This window comes from Actinoplanes sp. TFC3 (assembly GCF_001553785.1).
Classification (GTDB): domain Bacteria; phylum Actinomycetota; class Actinomycetes; order Mycobacteriales; family Micromonosporaceae; genus Actinoplanes.
This window is the reverse complement of the sequence record NZ_LOJP01000001.1, coordinates 657,679-672,814: the sequence shown is the minus strand read 5'-3', so window position 1 is coordinate 672,814 and position 15,136 is coordinate 657,679. Positions and strand designations below refer to the sequence as shown.

Sequence of the window (15,136 nt, the reverse complement as noted above, 5' to 3'; positions counted from 1 at the left end):
GCTCGGCAACACCACCACCCGCACCGGCGCCGGCTCCGGCTACCGACCCGGCCAAGGTCGTCGGCTACTTCACCGACTGGGGGGTATACGGGCGCAATTTTCAGGTGCGCAACCTGGAGACCAGCGGGGCGGCGGGCGAACTCACCCACCTGATGTACGCGTTCGGCAAGGTGAGCGATGGCGCGTGCCAGGCCGGGGACACGTGGGCCGACTACGAGAAGCCGGTCAGCGCAGCGGAGAGTGTCGATGGAGCTGCGGACGTACCGGATGAGGGTTTGCGGGGTAATTTCGGGCAGTTACGCAAGCTCAAGGCCCGGCATCCGCAGCTACGGGTGGTGTGGTCGTTCGGGGGTTGGAGCGGGTCGGCGGGTTTCGGAGCGGCGGCCGGGGATCCGGCGAAGTTTGCCGCGTCGTGCGCCAAGCTGCTGCGGGATCGGCGCTGGGCCGGGCTGTTCGACGGCATCGACATCGACTGGGAGTATCCGAACGCCTGCGGGCTGACCTGCGACAAGAGCGGTCCGGATGCGCTGGGTGGGCTGCTCACGGAGCTGCGCAAGGAGCTCGGGCCGGACGCCGTGGTCACCGCCGCCGTGCCCGCCGATGCCGGCAAGCTGACCACCAGCGACTATGCCGACGTGGCGGCGCCCGCGAGCTGGCTCAACGCCATGACCTACGACTTCTTCGGCACCGGGGACTCGCCCGGACCGACCGCACCGCATTCGCCGCTGACGTCGTACCCCGGAATTCCGCAGGCCACAGCGACGACCGACGCAGCGATTCAGGGCCTGCTGGGTCTGGGGATTCCGGCCGGCAAGATCCTGCTTGGCGTGGGCTTCTACGGCCGCGGCTGGACCGGGGTGGCAAGCGCGACGCCGGGCGCACAAGCAACCGGCGCCGCACCGGGCAGCTACGAGAAGGGCCTCGAGGACTACGGCGTGCTCAGTCGCAGGTGCCCGCCAACCGGTCTGGTCGGGGGCACCGCTTACGCCTTTTGCGCGGGCCAATGGTGGAGTTACGACACCCCGCAAACCATCGGGACCAAGATGGCGTACGCCCAAAACCATCACCTGGCCGGCGCGTTCGCCTGGGAACTGGGCGGGGACACCGCCGACGCCCAGTTGCTGCACGCCATGGCCGACGGGCTCAGCCGACCCTGACCCACACGTCGTCGAGAATGCCCTGGAACTGGTCGTTGTCGGAATAGGCACCCTTGCCGCCGACGCTGAGCGGGCGCTGATTGGCGATCGACAGCTTCGCCGAGACCGTGCGGGTTCCGCGCACCACGCCGTCGACCAGCACGCTGAACGTCGTGCCCTGGCGACGGCACTCGATGGTGTGCCAGTGCCCGTCGGCCACCGAGACGTCGCTGCGGACGATCTTGATGCCCGGGTTGGCGCCGACCAGCACGCAGCTCGGCTTGCCGGCCTTGCCGTCAACCTGCATCTTCCACTGGCTGCTGGCGGTGGAGTAGCCCTTCTGCACGATGTTCTGACCCTTGGTGGTCTGGCTGGGGGCCAGCAGCACCGACGCGCCGAAGGCCAGCGAGCGGGTGCCCGGGTTCAGCAGTGCGGTGCTGGGGCTGCGCAGTGCGGCGTGCGGGCACGTGGCCTTCGCGTTTGTGCACTTGGCCGGGAACTTGACGGCCTGGCCGTTGCGGTGCGCGACGGAGCGCACGGTGCCGCCGGCCGCGCTGACCAGACTGAGGGTGTGGCCATGGCCGGACTCGTCGATGACCGAGCCGGCCCGGCCGCCGTCAAAGCTGTACTGCGCGACCAGCGACCCGGCGACCTTGGCGGTCGCGGCCGGCGCGGCGGCGGCGTGACCGGCGGTGGTCTGAGCGGCGGCCTTCGCGGCGGAGGCCGTGCGGGCAGCGATGCTGGCTGCGCTCCATCCGGATGGTGCCGCGTGCGCGGCGGGAGAACCGAGGCCGAGCACCAGCCCGGCGAGGGCTACGGGAAGAACGGCACGACGATAGGTCATGTCCGAATTATTACTTGTGAACCAATTATTCGGGCGGAGGAGGGTGGAGGATCCCTCCCCCGCCGTCGGGTTTCAGCCCATGTGGGCGACACCGGGCTGGCCGGTGACGTCTTCCTTGCGGACCTTGACGAAGACCGTGACCACCACGGCGGCCAGCAGGATCAGCGCGGCGGCCCAGGTGAACGCGTGCGAATACCCGTCGGCCTGGGCCAGCAGACCGACCCGCTGCCCCTCCTGCTGGCTGGTCGGCGGGTGGGCCGCCACGTACGCCGTGATCGCACTGGTCGCGATGGTGTTCAGCAGCGCCGTGCCGAGCGAGCCACCGACCTGCTGGGTGGCGTTGAGCGCCGCGCTCGCCGCGCCCGCGTCATGCCCGGGTACGCCGACCAGCGCGAGGCTCGACAGCGGCACGAACGTGAAGCCCAGACCCAGCCCGAGCAGGATCTGCGCCGGGAACAGTTGCGCCCAGAACGAGGTGTCGAGGTCGATGAAGCGCAGTATCAGCATGCCCGCCGCGGCCAGGATCGGCCCCACCACCATCATCGGCTTGGGACCGATGCGCGGCAGCAGGTTCGACGCCGCGGTCGCCGCGATCAGCACACCCACCGTGACCGGCAACGAGGCGAAGCCGGTCTTCAACGGCGTGTACCCGAGCACGCCCTGCAGGTAGAGGGCGAGGAACAGGAAGGCGCCGAACAGGCCCGCGCCGACCAGCACCGAGGTCAGGTACGCCCCGCCGCGGTTGCGGTCCAGCACGATGCGCAGCGGCAACAGCGGGTTCTTGGAGCGCTTCTCGATCAGCACGAACACGATCAGCAGCACGATGCCGGCGCCGATGAAGCCCCACGTGGTGCCCGAGCCCCAGCCCTGCCCGGGTTTGGCCGCCTCGGTGAAGCCGTAGACCAGCGAGGCGAGGCCCAGCGTGACGATGACCGCGCCGGGGATGTCGTACGAAGTGTCGCCATCAGCCCGGCTCTCCGGCACGACCGGGACCGCCAGTGCCAGAGCGATCAGCGCGATCGGGATGTTGACCAGCAGACACCAGCGCCAGCTCGCGTACTCGGTGAGCACACCGCCGAGCAGCAGCCCGACAGCCGAGCCACCACCGGCGATGGCACCGTAGACCGCGAACGCCTTGGCCCGCTCCTTGGCGTTGGTGAACAGCACCGTGAGCAGGGCCAGCGAGGCCGGGGCCAGCAGCGCACCGAAGGCCCCCTGCAGCGCCCGGGCGCCGAACAGCAGCGGGCCGGTCGTGGCCAGGCCGCCGATCGCCGACGCCACGGCGAAGCCGACCGCGCCGACCAGGAAGGTGCGCTTGCGGCCCCAGTAGTCGGCGATGCGCCCGCCGAGCAGCAGCAGGCCACCGAAGGCCAGCGTGTACGCGGTCACCACCCACTGCTGGTCGGCTTCGGTGATGCCGAGGTCGTCGCGGGCGCTGGGCAGCGCGATGTTCACGATCGTGGCGTCGAGCACCACCATGAGCTGCGAGATGGCGATGACGCCGAGAGCGGCCCAGCGGCGCGGGTAGAGCTGCGGCTCCGTCCCCTCCTGCGTCTGGGGAACTGCGGACATGGTGGAGCCTTCCGACGACCGATGAGATCGCCAGAGTACTGAGCCGCCTCCCTTCATCTGGGCGTTGAGCAGGGAAAGTGAGACCGGAATCCCAGTTTGCTCAGCCGGGTTCGGGAGCCTGGGGAAGGGCACTGTCGAGCGGCACCTGCTGGGCCGAGACGAGCCCGAGCTGCACCCCCTGGCGGGGCAGCACCGCGTCAAGCAGCCAGTCGGCGGCCACCCGGACCCGGTTGCCCGGCATCGAAAGCAAGTGGTAGCCGCGCGTCACCGCCTTGGCCGGTAAACCGCGCAGCGCAAGCCCGAGCGGGTTGGCGGCCGCGTCGAAGCCGCCGAGATCCACGACAAAGCCAAGATCGTGATGCTTGTACGCCCGCCGCCGCCCCTTGCCGTACGACGCGGCGATGTTGTGGGCGGCCGTCTTGCCCTGCCGGCTGGCGTGCTGAGCGGTCATGCCGGTGAGCTCGCCCGGCCGGGTCAAGTCCGGTACGGCCGCAGCATCCCCCACCGCGTACACGTCGGGGAGGCCGGGCACGTTGAGGAACTCGTCCACCACCACCCGGCCCTGCTTCACCTCAAGCCCGATGCCGGCCACCAGCGGATCCGGGCGGACCCCGACGCACCAGATCAGTGAGCGGGTCGGCACGAAGTCCCCGTTGCTCAGCTCGACACCCTCGGCGCTCGCCTGCTTCACCGAGGTCTTGAGCAGCACCTCGATGCCGCGGGCGCGCAACACCTCGTCGGAGGCTCGGGCGAGCCGGTCGTCCAGCGACGGCAGCACCCGGTCGGCGGTGTCGATGAGCAGCCAGCGCGGGCGGCCCTTGAGCGCGGGGCGGTGCCGGGTCAAAGCCTCGGTGAACAGCACACCTTGGGCAGCTACCTCCGTACCGGTGTAGCCCGCGCCGACCACGACGAAGGTGGACCGCGCCGCACGCTCGCGCTCATCCGCGGCCGCGTCGGCCATCTCGATCTGCCGGGTGATGTGGTCGCGCAGGAACAACGCCTCGGGGATGCCGCGGAAGCCGTGCGCATATTCAGTGACTCCCGGCACGGGCAGCAGCTTGTTGACGCTGCCGGCCGCGATGATCAGGCGGTGGTAGCCCACGCTGCCCTTGCCGCCGTCGGGGTCGACATAGGAGACAGTGCGCGCGTCGAAGTCGAAGCCGTCCACCGCGCCCAGGATCAGCTTCACGCACGGCAGCTCGCCAGAGATCGACACGGAGATCCGGCGCGGCTCGAGAATCCCGGCTGCGACCTCGGGCAGCAACGGCAGGTACAGGAAGTAGTCGGTCGGGTTGATGATCACGATGTCGGCAGCACCGCGGGACAGCTTGCAGAGCGTGCGGGCGGCGTCGAAACCGGCGAACCCGGCGCCGACAATGACGATCCTCGGACGGGCCATGCTGATCCTCCCGGGTAAGCAGACGTTTTCTTGGGTACATAGACAGCTTATGGCGCTGCCTATCGAGGACTATGCGATCATCGCTGACACGCAAACGGCTGCCCTGGTCGGGCGCAACGGCTGCATCGACTGGCTCTGCGTGCCCCGCTTCGACTCCGGGGCGATCTTCGCGGCGCTGCTGGGCAACGAAGAGAACGGGCATTGGACGCTGAGCCCGGCCGGAGAAATCCACGCGGTACGACGCCAGTACCGCCAGGACACCCTCGTGCTGGAAACCGAGTTCGAAACCGCCGACGGTGTCGTCAAGCTCATCGATTTCATGCCCCCGCGGGGCGAGGCGCCCGACGTGGTGCGCATCGTGGAGGGGGTGCGGGGGTCCGTACCGATGCGCATGGAACTGCGGCTGCGCTTCGACTACGGGCATGTGGTCCCGTGGGTCTACCAGGAGAAAGGCGACCTGGTCGCGGTGGCCGGCCCCGATGCCGCCTGGCTGCGCACACCAATACCCACGCACGGCGAGAACATGGCCACGCACGCCGAGTTCACGGTGGGTCCGGGCGACAAGGTGCCGTTCGTACTGACCTGGCGAGCCTCGCACCTGCCGCCGCCGGCTCCCATCGACCCGATCGAGGAGCTGGGCGCCACCGAGGGCTACTGGCGGGGCTGGGTTTCGGCTTGCACGTACGAAGGCGAGTGGCGTGAAGCCGTGGTGCGCTCGCTGCTCACGTTGAAGGCGCTGACCTACGCCCCGACCGGTGGCATCGTCGCCGCGGCCACCACCTCGCTGCCCGAGAAGCTGGGCGGCGTACGCAACTGGGATTACCGCTTCTGCTGGCTGCGCGACGCCACGATCACGCTGCAGTCGATGCTCTACTCGGGTTTTCAGAGCGAGGCCGCGGCCTGGCGCAAGTGGCTGTTGCGGGCCATCGCGGGCGACCCGGCCGAGCTGCAGATCATGTACGGCGTGGCCGGCGAGCGCCGCCTGGATGAGTACGTGGCCGACTGGCTGACCGGCTACGACGGCAACCCGGTGCGCATCGGGAACGCCGCCGCCGAGCAGTTCCAGCTCGACGTGTATGGCGAGGTCATGGATGCGCTGCACCAGGGCCGGCGCGCGGGGCTCAAGGCCGACGACCCGGCGTGGGGGCTGCAGGTCAAGCTGATGGATTTCGTCGAGAAGCACTGGCACGACCCCGATGAGGGGATCTGGGAGGTGCGCGGCGGCCCCAAGCAGTTCGTGCACTCCAAGCTGATGGCCTGGGTGGCGGCCGACCGTGCGGTCAAGGCGGTCGAGGAGTTCGACCTCGAAGGACCGACCGAGCGGTGGGTCAAGCTGCGCGACGAGATCCGAGCCGAGATCCTGGAGAAGGGGTACGACCACGAGCGCCGTACGTTCACCCAGTTCTACGGCTCCGAGGAACTGGACGCGGCCCTGCTCATGGTGCCGCTCGTGGGCTTCCTGCCGGCCGACGACGAACGCGTGACCGGCACGGTTGCCGCCATCGAGCGCGAGCTGCTGCAGGACGGTTTCGTTCAGCGCTACACCCAGCACCACGAGACCGACGTGGACGGACTGCCGCCGGGCGAAGGCGCGTTCCTGGCTTGCACATTCTGGCTGGCCGACAACTATGCGCTGATGGGCCGGCACGATGAGGCCCGCGAGGTGTTCGATCGCCTGCTTGCGTTGCGCAACGACGTCGGCCTGCTCTCCGAGGAGTACGACACCGACGCGCGGCGGCTGGTCGGCAACTTCCCGCAGGCCTTCAGCCACGTACCGCTGATCGACACCGCCCGGACCCTCTCGGACGCCAGGGCCGCAACCCAGTCCCGCGTTCAAGAGGGCCTCAAATAGGCGTCTTCCCGTCTTACTTGCCCTCCGCGCGCGGCCTGCGTCTTACTCCTCGCCGCGCGCGGCGTGCGACTTACTCGTCGCCGCCCTCGTCGTCGCCGTCGAAGACCTCGTCCATGACCTCACCGGCGAGGTAGCCGGCCGCCATACCGCCGGCCACGCCCGCGATCACGCCGCCCATCCCCGGACCGCCGTGCCCACCATGCCCGCCGCCGTGCCGGTAGTGCCCGTGATACCCGCCGCCGTGTCCCCCATAAGCCGGCTGTCCATAACCAGCCGGGGCACCATAAGCCGGCTGCCCATAGCCGCCCTGAGCGCCGCCGAAGCTGCCGAAGCCCGGCCGGCTCTGGTAGTGGCTGAGCGCCTGGCTCACCCACCCGTCCACGACCTGCGCCCAGTCCGCGGTGTCCGCGTCGCTGTGCGGCACCGTGTAGCGCCCGTATGTGTCGTGGCCGCCGCTGAACATGCCGCCACGCTTGTCGAACTCCAGCACCACCTCGACGGTCTGCGGGTTCGTCACGAACGTCAGCTCGACCTCGTTGATGCCGTGCGCATACTGGGCCGGCGGGTAGTACTCGATCTCCTGGTAGAACGGCAGCGTCTGGTGCACGCCCAGGATCTGGCCGTATTCCAGATCCGCGGTCTTGAACTGGAAGCCCAGCCGGGCGAACGCCTCGAGGATGCGTTCCTGGATCGGCAGCGGGTGCACCGCGACCGGGTCCAGGTCACCCTTGTCGACCGCCTTGGCGATGGCGACTTCGGTCCGTAGGCCCATGGTCATGCCGTGCAGGTGCTGGCCATACACCGCGGTGATCGGCGTTTCCCACGGCATCGGGATCTGGAACGGCAGCGAAAGCTGCTGCCCCTCGGCCAGCCGCATCGGCCCGCTGACCGTGCCGCGGTGGAACTCTCCCCGGGCCGCGGACTCCCCGCTGCCGCCTTCGACCTCGACCCGGGTGACCAGGCCCAGCGTGATGTGCTCGATCTCGACGTCGTGGCTGCCGCCCACCAGGTTGACGTGTCCCATGAGCGGCGCGCCGGGCCGCGTGTTCATGTCGGTCAGCACGGTATCGACGCTCGGCCCGCCCACACCAAAGGCACCCAGCATCTTCTTGAAGCCCACGAAGTCTCCCTACACAGGACTGTCAGGTCGGGCAGAAGCTAACAAGTCCGGCTGAGTGGTTGCTGAAAGCGGACGAAGCCGTACGCCGGTGATCGCTCTTCCCGTGACCTCGGTGATCTCGGCGCTGAAGCCGTCCAGGGTGACCTTTTCGCCGGCCCTTTCGGGAATGTGCCCGAGCAGCGACAGCACGAGTCCGGCCACAGTGGTGTATCCGTTGCCGGGCCCCTCGGCGTCCACCCCGATGTCGGGCAGGTCGTGGATCGGGAACGTGCCAGGCAGCAGCATCGCGCCGTCCTTCTCCCGGATGACTCCGCGCACGTCGCGATCGGATTCGTCGTAGATCTCGCCGACCACCTCCTCGACGAGGTCCTCCATGGTGACGATGCCGCCGGCCGTACCGTGTTCGTCGACCACGAGGGCGAACTGGTGGCGTTGCAGGCGCATCTGCTTCATGGCGTCAACGATCTTGACAGTGCCGGGCAGGAAGAGCGGCTGATACACGTACGAGATGACGGGACCCTGCGCCCCGACCAGAGCGCGCAGATGCACCACGCCCAGCACATCGTCCAGGCCCAGCGGCCCGCATACCGGCGCCCGCGAGTGCCCGGCCTCGACCAGCTTGCGCAGCGCCTCGTCCGCGGGCAGTACCGCCGCCACCGTGAACACATCGCGGCGCGGCACGAAGATCTCCCGCAGGGTCCGGTCGGCGATCTCGAACGCGCCGCTGATGATCGTGCGCTGCTCGGCCGAGAAATCCTCCTGCCCGGCCACGATCTCGCGGATCTCCTCGGTGCTGACCTCCTCGCGCCCGGCCTCGGGGTCGCCGCCGGCCATCCGGACCACCAGGTCACCGGCCTTGCCGAGCAGCCACACAGCGGGCCGGGTCAGCGCGGCAAGCACGTCCAGCGGGCGGGCCACGGCCAGCGCCCAGCCCTCCGTACGCTGCATCGCAATGCGCTTGGGAGCGAGCTCGCCGACCACCAGGGTGAAGAAGGTCAGCACCGTGGTAACCAGCACAATGGCGACGGCGTTGGCGGCGCTGCCGAGGAAGCTGAGCGGCTCGACAAGCGGCTGGGCCAGCGAGACCGCCGCGGCCGCCGAGGCGAGGAAGCCAGCCAGCGTGATGCCGATCTGAATGGTTGCCAGGAAGCGGTTGGGATCGCGGGCCAGGCGGGCCAGCGTCGCGCCCGACCGGGTTTCCCGCTCGAGGCGCTGCAGTTGACTCTCGCGCAGGGAGACCAGCGCCATCTCGCTACCGGCAAAGACCGCGTTGACCAGAACCAGCACCACCACGAGCGCTACCTGGCCGCCATAACCACCCACCCACTGCTACTACCCAAAACGGACCCTAGGCAAGCCGTTCCAGCCATCGATCAAGAAGTGCCAGCTCCGCGGGTTCCAACGCCTCGGATCCGGAGACCGCCAGCTGGGATCGCAACTGCAGGGCCGCCGCGGCGACCGGGTGAGCCGCCTCGTTCGTGCCTACCGGTGAGATCAAGATCGAGGAGAAAATCGCGTCCCGGGTACGGTCGGACAGCGCCGGATCATCGAACAACTCGGGCTGGGCGATGCAGCTGAGCACCAGCCCGACGTTCGCCGGCAGCACCAGTTGCGCGGCCGCCGCCGGGCTGACCCGCAGCGCCCCCACCGCCGCGCAGCGCAGCAGGGACGCCTCCAGCAAGTCCATGATCTTGCGCCGGGCCTGGGCGTGGGAGCGGGGCCGGGGCGCGAACATCAGCTGGTAGAGCGCCGGGTTGCGGCGGCCGAACTCGGTGTGGTCGTCCCACCCGGCCACCAGGTCGGCCACCGGGTCATCGGTCTTGCGCTGTGCCGCCTTGTGCTCGGCATAGCGGCGCAGCCCGTCGTCGGCCAGCGCGTCGAGGAGCCCGTTCTTGTCCCCGAACAGCCGGTAGAGCACGGGCTGGGTGACGCCGACGGCCTCGCAGACCGCCCGGGTGGCGATGTCGCCGTCTGGGGAGGACACCAGCTGCTGCTCGGCGGCGGCAATCATCGCGGCTCGCACGTCGGGCGTGATCGTCGTCATGAAATCAATGCTACGCCCTCGCCAAATCAGTGCTACGGTTTTCGTATCAGTGCTACGAGCTAACAATATCAACGTTAGGGAGCTTCTCATGCGGGTAGCAGTCGTCACCGGCGGATCCCGGGGCATCGGGCGAGCGGTCGCCACCAAGCTCGCCGCGCAGGGCACAGCGGTAGTGGTCGGCTATGCCGGCAACACGGACGCCGCCGAGGAGGTGGTCAAGGAGATCACCGGCGCCGGCGGTCAGGCGGTCGCGGCGCGCGCCGATGTCGCCGACGAGAACGATGTGGCCGCGATGTTCGACCTGGCCGAGCAGACCTACGGCGGCGTCGACGTGGTGGTCAACTCGGCCGGCATCATGACCCTGTCGCCGGTGGCCGAGCTCAACCTCGACGACCTCGACCGGATGCACCGCACCAACATCCGCGGCTCCTTCGTCATCGCCCGCGAGGCCGCCCGCCGGGTCCGCAACGGCGGCGCGATCATCGCCGTCTCCACCTCGGTCGTGGGCCTGCAGCTCCCCACCTATGCGGCCTACGCAGCCAGCAAGGGCGCGGTCGAGGCGATGACCCTGATCCTCGCCCGCGAGCTGCGCGGGCGCGACATCACGGTGAACACGGTCGCTCCCGGCCCCACCGCCACCAGCTTCTTCCTCGACGGCAAGGACCAGGAAACCATCGACCGGATGGCCAAGCAGCCGCCGCTCGAACGCCTCGGCACCCCCGAGGACGCCGCCGAGCTGATCGCCTTCCTGACCAGCCCGGCCGGACACTGGGTCAACGGCCAGACCGTGCGCTCCAACGGCGGGATCATCTGATGACCACCGCACCGGTCATCCTGGTCACCGGCGCGTCCAGCGGGTTCGGCCGGCTTACCGCCGAGTCCCTCACCCACGCCGGCTACCGCGTGGCTGCCGGCATGCGCGACCTGAAAGGCCGCAACGCCTCCGCCGCCGCCGAGCTGCCCGGCCTGGCCGTGGAGCTGGACGTGCTGTCCCAGGAGTCCGCCGACGCCGCCATCGCCACGGTCCTCGACCGGCACGGCCGCCTCGACGTGGTCGTGCACAACGCCGGGCACATGGTCCTCGGACCGGCCGAGGCGTTCATCCCCGACGACTACGCCGCGCTCTACGACGTCAACGTGCTCGGCACCCAGCGCGTGAACCGGGCTGCGCTGCCGCACTTGCGCGCCCAGGGCTCCGGGCTGCTCGTGTGGGTTGGCAGCTCCTCGACGCGCGGCGGCCACCCGCCGTTTCTCGCGCCCTACTTCGCCGCCAAGGCCGCGATGGATGCGCTGGCGGAGAGCTACGCCGGGGAGCTGATCCGCTTCGGCATCGACACCACGATCGTCGTGCCCGGCGCGTTCACCTCCGGCACCAACCACTTCGCCCACGCCGGAAAACCCTCCGACCCCGAGCGCGAGCGGGCGTACGACAAAGCCTACGGCGACCTCCAGGAGGCTCTCCCCGATCGGCTCGCCGCCCTGATCCCGCCCGGCAGTGACGCCCAGGCCGTGGCCGACGAGATCGTCCGCGTCGTCGGCCTGCCCGCGGGCACCCGCCCGTTCCGCACCCACATCGACCCCAGCCGCGACGGAAGCGAAGTGGTCTCCGTCGTCGCCGACCGCATCCGCCACGAGTTCTACCACCGCGCCGGAATCGCCGACCTCCTGTCCGCGAACGACGCGCTCTGACGAAAGGAAATGCCATGCCCTTCGCCAACCTCAAGGTCCCCGCGGACACCCTGACCACCGAGTCCAAGAAGAAGCTGATCGACGCCGTCACCGACGCCTACGCCACCGTGTACGGCGAACGCGCCCGAGCCACCACGCTCGTCCTGGTCGAGGAGGTGGACGAGGGCGGCTGGGGCCTCGGCGGCACAGTCCTTACCGCCGAACTGCTCGGGCGCAGCTGACCACGGCGATCGCGGTCTCAGAAGTGCACTTCTGAGAAGACTGCTCAAACCCAAGGGCTATGACACGGAGAACACGGTGCCGGCGCTTTCTGGGGGGCGCCGGTCTTACCGAGGAACTGCAGGCTGCCACCCGCGGTGGACGACCGCATCCTCCTTGTCAGCCCGGACCGGTTGTATTCCTGACCCGCTCTCAGATGCGGGTGACTGCGGCTCTCGCCGCTGCCGGGTCGGTGGCGGCGAGGGCCTGCTGGGCTGCGGCCCGGCACTCTTCGAGGTTGTACGAAGCCAGCGCCGCCCGTACCCCCGGAACCGCCGCCGGAGCCATCGACAGACTGGTGACACCCAGGCCCACCAGCACCACCGCGAACGCCGGGTCGGCCGCCGCCTCGCCGCACACTCCCACCGGGCGACCGACCGCCGCCCCGGCCGCCGCGCAGAGGGCCACCAGCGACAGCAAAGCCGGCTGCCACGGGTCGAGCAGGTCAGCTAGTTCGCCGCTGCGCCGGTCGGCGGCGAACGCGTACTGGCTCAAGTCGTTGGTGCCGACGCTGAGGAAGTCGACGACTTCGAGGATCTGGGCCGAGCGCATCGCCGCGGCGGGCACCTCGATCATCACGCCGACCGTGGGCAGGCCCGCGTCGCGGCAGAGCGCGGCGAACTGGGCAGCCTCCGACACCGTGGTAACCATCGGGGCCATCACTTCGACGCGGGCGGTGCAGCTACGGGCCGCGGTTGCGATGGCCTCGATCTGGGTGCGCAGGATCTCCGGGCCGCGGCGGGCCACCCGCAGGCCGCGCAGCCCCAGCGCCGGGTTCGGCTCGTCGCCGGCGGGCAGGAACGGCAAGGGCTTGTCGGAACCCGCATCCAGAGTGCGCACGATCACGCGGCGTCCTGGCATGGCTTCGAAGACTTCCCGGTACGCCGCCACCTGCTCCTGCGCGCCGGGCGGGTCGACGTGGTGCTGGAACAGCAACTCGGTGCGGAACAGGCCGACGCCCTCGACCGGGGCACCGGCAAGCTCGGCGGCGCAGCCGATGTTGGCGAGCAGGGCGATGTGGTGGCCGTCGGCCGTACGTCCGCGCAGGTCGACCGGCTCGTCGTTCAGCCGGGGACGCGTTGTCTGCGCCTCGGCCGGGGTGTCACCGACCGTCACCCGGCCGGCCGCACCGTCCACGGTGACCACGGTGCCGTCGGCGATGTCGAGCGCCCCGCCGCAGGCCACCACCGTCGGTAAGCCACGGGCCCGGGCCAGGATCGCGGTGTGGCTGACAAAACTGCCGGCCGAGGTCACCACGGCCAGCACCTGCGCCGGGTCCAGCAACGCCGCGTCGGCCGGTGCCAGATCCATGGCGATCAGCACGTACGGATGACCGGGGGCGGGCAGCGACGGCATCGGCAGCCCCAGGCAGCGGGCCACCACCCGGTCACGCAGGTCGTCCAGGTCGGCGGCGCGGGTGGCGAGCAGCCCCCCGGCCGCGAGCAGGGCAGCTCGGTGCTCGGCCAGCACCGCTGCGACCGCGTGCGGAGCCTCATGACCGGCTCGCACCGCCATGGCCACGCCGTCGCGCAGCGTCCGGTCAGCGGCGAGGCTGGCCTGCACGCGCAGGATCTCCGCGGTGGTCGGGTCGGCAGCGGCGTCGGCGCGCTGGGCGATGTCATCACGGACCGCGTCCATCGCCGCGTACGCCCGGTCCACCTCGCCGTCGGGATCGGTGACCGGGCGCGGCCGGGGCAGGCGCGGGGGATCCCCGAGCCGGTAGGCGGGTCCTGTCGCGGTGCCGGCGCTCGCCCCCAACCCCCGCAGCAGCTCAGACACGGGGGACGTCCCCGTCCGTCGCGAACAAGTCAGCCAGGTTCGCCAGTGACTCGGCCGCGCCATCGCCGTCCGCCTCAAGGATCAACTCCGTGCCGCACAGGGCACCCAGCGAGACCAGCGCAAGCACGCTGTCCGCGGGCACCGGTGGACGTTGCATGGTTCTGACGGTGACCGGGGCGGGCAGGGTTGCAGCGGCACCGGCAATTCGCGCGGCCGCCCGCAGATGCAGCCCGGCTCGCCCGGCGAGAAGGACGGTTCTGATCATTACGTCTCGTCCATCTCCAGCATCGCCACGATCGCCGCGGGATCGCCGGCCGCGCGCAGGGCCTCGGCCCGGGCCGGGTCGAGCAGGATGCGGCCCAGCGCGGACAGCAACGCCACATGCCCGTCCCCGCGCGCGGCGATCGCCACGCAGACGGTGACCCGGCCGCCCTCCCACTCCACTCCGCCGGGGAAGCGCAGCACCGCCAGCGAATCACGGCGCACCAGGTCGCGGGACATGTCCAGGCCGTGCGGGATGGCCACGCCCTCGCCCACATACGTGGACATCGCCCATTCCCGGTCCAGCATGGCTTCGCGGTACGACGGGTGCACCGCGCCGATCTCCTCCAGCACGTCGGCACACCGATGGATCGCGGATTCCCGGTCGGCGGCGACCTCGTGCAGCCGGACGGCCCGCACGTCCAGCACCGCGGACATGTTCGTCGTCATCCGGCCAGCCTCACCAGCGCTCGTCCCAGCACGCCGACATTGTCGCCGCTTCCCCAGGACACCACCAGGCCTCCTGGATCTTGGTTCGGCATCATCCGTTCGCCATCCGCGTAAGCGTTTGTCACGATCAGCAGCCCGTGCACCCGCCGCCCGGCGAACACCCGGTAGGCGTCGGCCACCGCTACCTCGGGCAACGGCCCGGCATCCACGTAGCGCAGGGCCACCCCGAACAAGCGGTGGAAGGCCCCGGCGAGCAGGTTGCTGCCGTGGTCGTCGAAGACCCATTCGAGACTCGCAGCCGTCTGCCGCAGGGCTTCGATGACCGATTTCTCGTACGCCACCCGGCGCAGCCCGGCCTCGCGCAGCGGATCGAGCGCCGCGATGAGACGGGCCCGCTGGGCCTTCGGGACCGCTTCGAGAAGCAGGGCCAGTTGTTCGGGCGTACCCCGCTCCAGTTGGGGACGGGCCCGGTCCAGGGGCAACACGGCCAGCACCGCGGCGGCCTCGACGGTGGGCAGCAGGGCCAGCTCGGCGGCGAGCCGGGAGTCGTCGAGGTGGCGCAGCAGCGCGACGCGGCGCCCGGGGTCGGTGGCCACGATCATCCGCGCGATCAAGCGGCCGTCCATCACCGCCAGCAGGTGCTCGATGCGGTCCTTGGGCATGGCGAGCAGCGCCCCGGCCGCGCGTTGCGGCGGGGAGGCGCGGAGCATGGTCACGACATGTTCCGTCGGC

At 70.1% G+C, this 15,136-nt stretch carries 14 protein-coding genes and 1 pseudogene; 5 read left to right on the top strand and 10 right to left on the bottom strand.

Annotation, left to right across the window (positions count from 1 at the left end):
* Nucleotides 1-8: 8 nt before the first annotated feature.
* A pseudogene (locus TFC3_RS02905) lies at nt 9-1,157 on the top strand (glycoside hydrolase family 18 protein); the annotation flags it as partial.
* Here the strand turns inward: TFC3_RS02905 and TFC3_RS02900 are convergent.
* The 3 genes from TFC3_RS02900 to TFC3_RS02890 all read right to left on the bottom strand — a co-directional run bounded on the left by TFC3_RS02900 (nt 1,144) and on the right by TFC3_RS02890 (nt 4,951).
* Nucleotides 1,144-1,980: a LamG-like jellyroll fold domain-containing protein gene (locus TFC3_RS02900; protein ID WP_082771829.1), complete on the bottom strand. Its 837-nt coding sequence runs from the start codon at nt 1,978-1,980 to the stop codon at nt 1,144-1,146. The pseudogene TFC3_RS02905 and the gene TFC3_RS02900 overlap by 14 nt on opposite strands.
* Nucleotides 1,981-2,052: 72 nt before the next feature.
* The gene (locus TFC3_RS02895) at nt 2,053-3,552 is read right to left on the bottom strand and encodes an MFS transporter (protein ID WP_067495205.1); all 1,500 of its coding nucleotides are present in this window, start codon (nt 3,550-3,552) and stop codon (nt 2,053-2,055) included.
* A gap of 100 nt (nt 3,553-3,652) precedes the next feature.
* Complete coding sequence (locus TFC3_RS02890; RefSeq protein WP_067495202.1) at nt 3,653-4,951, bottom strand: NAD(P)/FAD-dependent oxidoreductase; 1,299 nt, start codon at nt 4,949-4,951, stop codon at nt 3,653-3,655.
* On the opposite strand from TFC3_RS02890, the gene TFC3_RS02885 reads away from it, so the two are divergent.
* Nucleotides 4,848-6,803 carry a glycoside hydrolase family 15 protein gene (locus tag TFC3_RS02885; RefSeq protein WP_369819560.1) on the top strand — a complete coding sequence of 652 codons (1,956 nt, stop codon included), beginning with the start codon at nt 4,848-4,850 and terminating at the stop codon, nt 6,801-6,803. The genes TFC3_RS02890 and TFC3_RS02885 overlap by 104 nt on opposite strands.
* Nucleotides 6,804-6,873: 70 nt before the next feature.
* On the opposite strand, the gene TFC3_RS02880 is transcribed toward TFC3_RS02885, so the two are convergent.
* Genes TFC3_RS02880 through TFC3_RS02870 form a run of 3 tightly spaced genes read right to left on the bottom strand, consistent with a single transcriptional unit; the run spans nt 6,874 to nt 9,967 of the window.
* Nucleotides 6,874-7,923 carry a sporulation protein gene (locus TFC3_RS02880; RefSeq protein WP_067495196.1) on the bottom strand — a complete coding sequence of 350 codons (1,050 nt, stop codon included), beginning with the start codon at nt 7,921-7,923 and terminating at the stop codon, nt 6,874-6,876.
* A 9-nt stretch (nt 7,924-7,932) separates the two neighbouring features.
* Nucleotides 7,933-9,246 carry a hemolysin family protein gene (locus TFC3_RS02875; protein ID WP_067495193.1) on the bottom strand — a complete coding sequence of 438 codons (1,314 nt, stop codon included), beginning with the start codon at nt 9,244-9,246 and terminating at the stop codon, nt 7,933-7,935.
* 25 nt (nt 9,247-9,271) lie between these two features.
* A complete protein-coding gene (locus tag TFC3_RS02870) occupies nt 9,272-9,967 on the bottom strand; it encodes a TetR/AcrR family transcriptional regulator (protein ID WP_067495190.1) in 696 nt (231 codons plus the stop codon).
* Between the two features lie 88 nt (nt 9,968-10,055).
* Here TFC3_RS02870 and TFC3_RS02865 point away from each other — a divergent pair, with 88 nt between their 5' ends.
* Genes TFC3_RS02865 through TFC3_RS02855 form a run of 3 tightly spaced genes read left to right on the top strand, consistent with a single transcriptional unit; the run spans nt 10,056 to nt 11,877 of the window.
* Nucleotides 10,056-10,781, top strand: a complete 726-nt coding sequence (locus TFC3_RS02865) for an SDR family oxidoreductase (protein ID WP_067495187.1) — start codon at nt 10,056-10,058, stop codon at nt 10,779-10,781.
* Nucleotides 10,781-11,656 (top strand): SDR family oxidoreductase, encoded by an 876-nt coding sequence (locus TFC3_RS02860; RefSeq protein ID WP_067495184.1) that lies wholly within the window; start codon nt 10,781-10,783, stop codon nt 11,654-11,656. The genes TFC3_RS02865 and TFC3_RS02860 overlap by 1 nt, the downstream gene beginning before the upstream one ends.
* A gap of 14 nt (nt 11,657-11,670) precedes the next feature.
* On the top strand, nt 11,671-11,877 hold the full coding sequence (locus TFC3_RS02855) for a tautomerase family protein (RefSeq protein WP_067495181.1): 207 nt from the start codon (nt 11,671-11,673) through the stop codon (nt 11,875-11,877).
* 190 nt (nt 11,878-12,067) lie between these two features.
* Here TFC3_RS02855 and ptsP read toward each other — a convergent pair whose 3' ends face one another.
* From ptsP to TFC3_RS02835, 4 genes are read right to left on the bottom strand one after another with little or no spacing between them, the layout of a single operon-like run.
* Nucleotides 12,068-13,693 (bottom strand): phosphoenolpyruvate--protein phosphotransferase, encoded by a 1,626-nt coding sequence (gene ptsP, locus TFC3_RS02850; RefSeq protein WP_067495177.1) that lies wholly within the window; start codon nt 13,691-13,693, stop codon nt 12,068-12,070.
* Nucleotides 13,686-13,958: an HPr family phosphocarrier protein gene (locus TFC3_RS02845; RefSeq protein ID WP_067495174.1), complete on the bottom strand. Its 273-nt coding sequence runs from the start codon at nt 13,956-13,958 to the stop codon at nt 13,686-13,688. Before TFC3_RS02845 ends, ptsP begins: the two co-directional genes overlap by 8 nt.
* On the bottom strand, nt 13,958-14,404 hold the full coding sequence (locus tag TFC3_RS02840) for a PTS sugar transporter subunit IIA (RefSeq protein WP_082771828.1): 447 nt from the start codon (nt 14,402-14,404) through the stop codon (nt 13,958-13,960). Before TFC3_RS02840 ends, TFC3_RS02845 begins: the two co-directional genes overlap by 1 nt.
* Nucleotides 14,401-15,114: a hypothetical protein gene (locus TFC3_RS02835; protein ID WP_236718352.1), complete on the bottom strand. Its 714-nt coding sequence runs from the start codon at nt 15,112-15,114 to the stop codon at nt 14,401-14,403. Before TFC3_RS02835 ends, TFC3_RS02840 begins: the two co-directional genes overlap by 4 nt.
* Nucleotides 15,115-15,136: the final 22 nt, after the last annotated feature.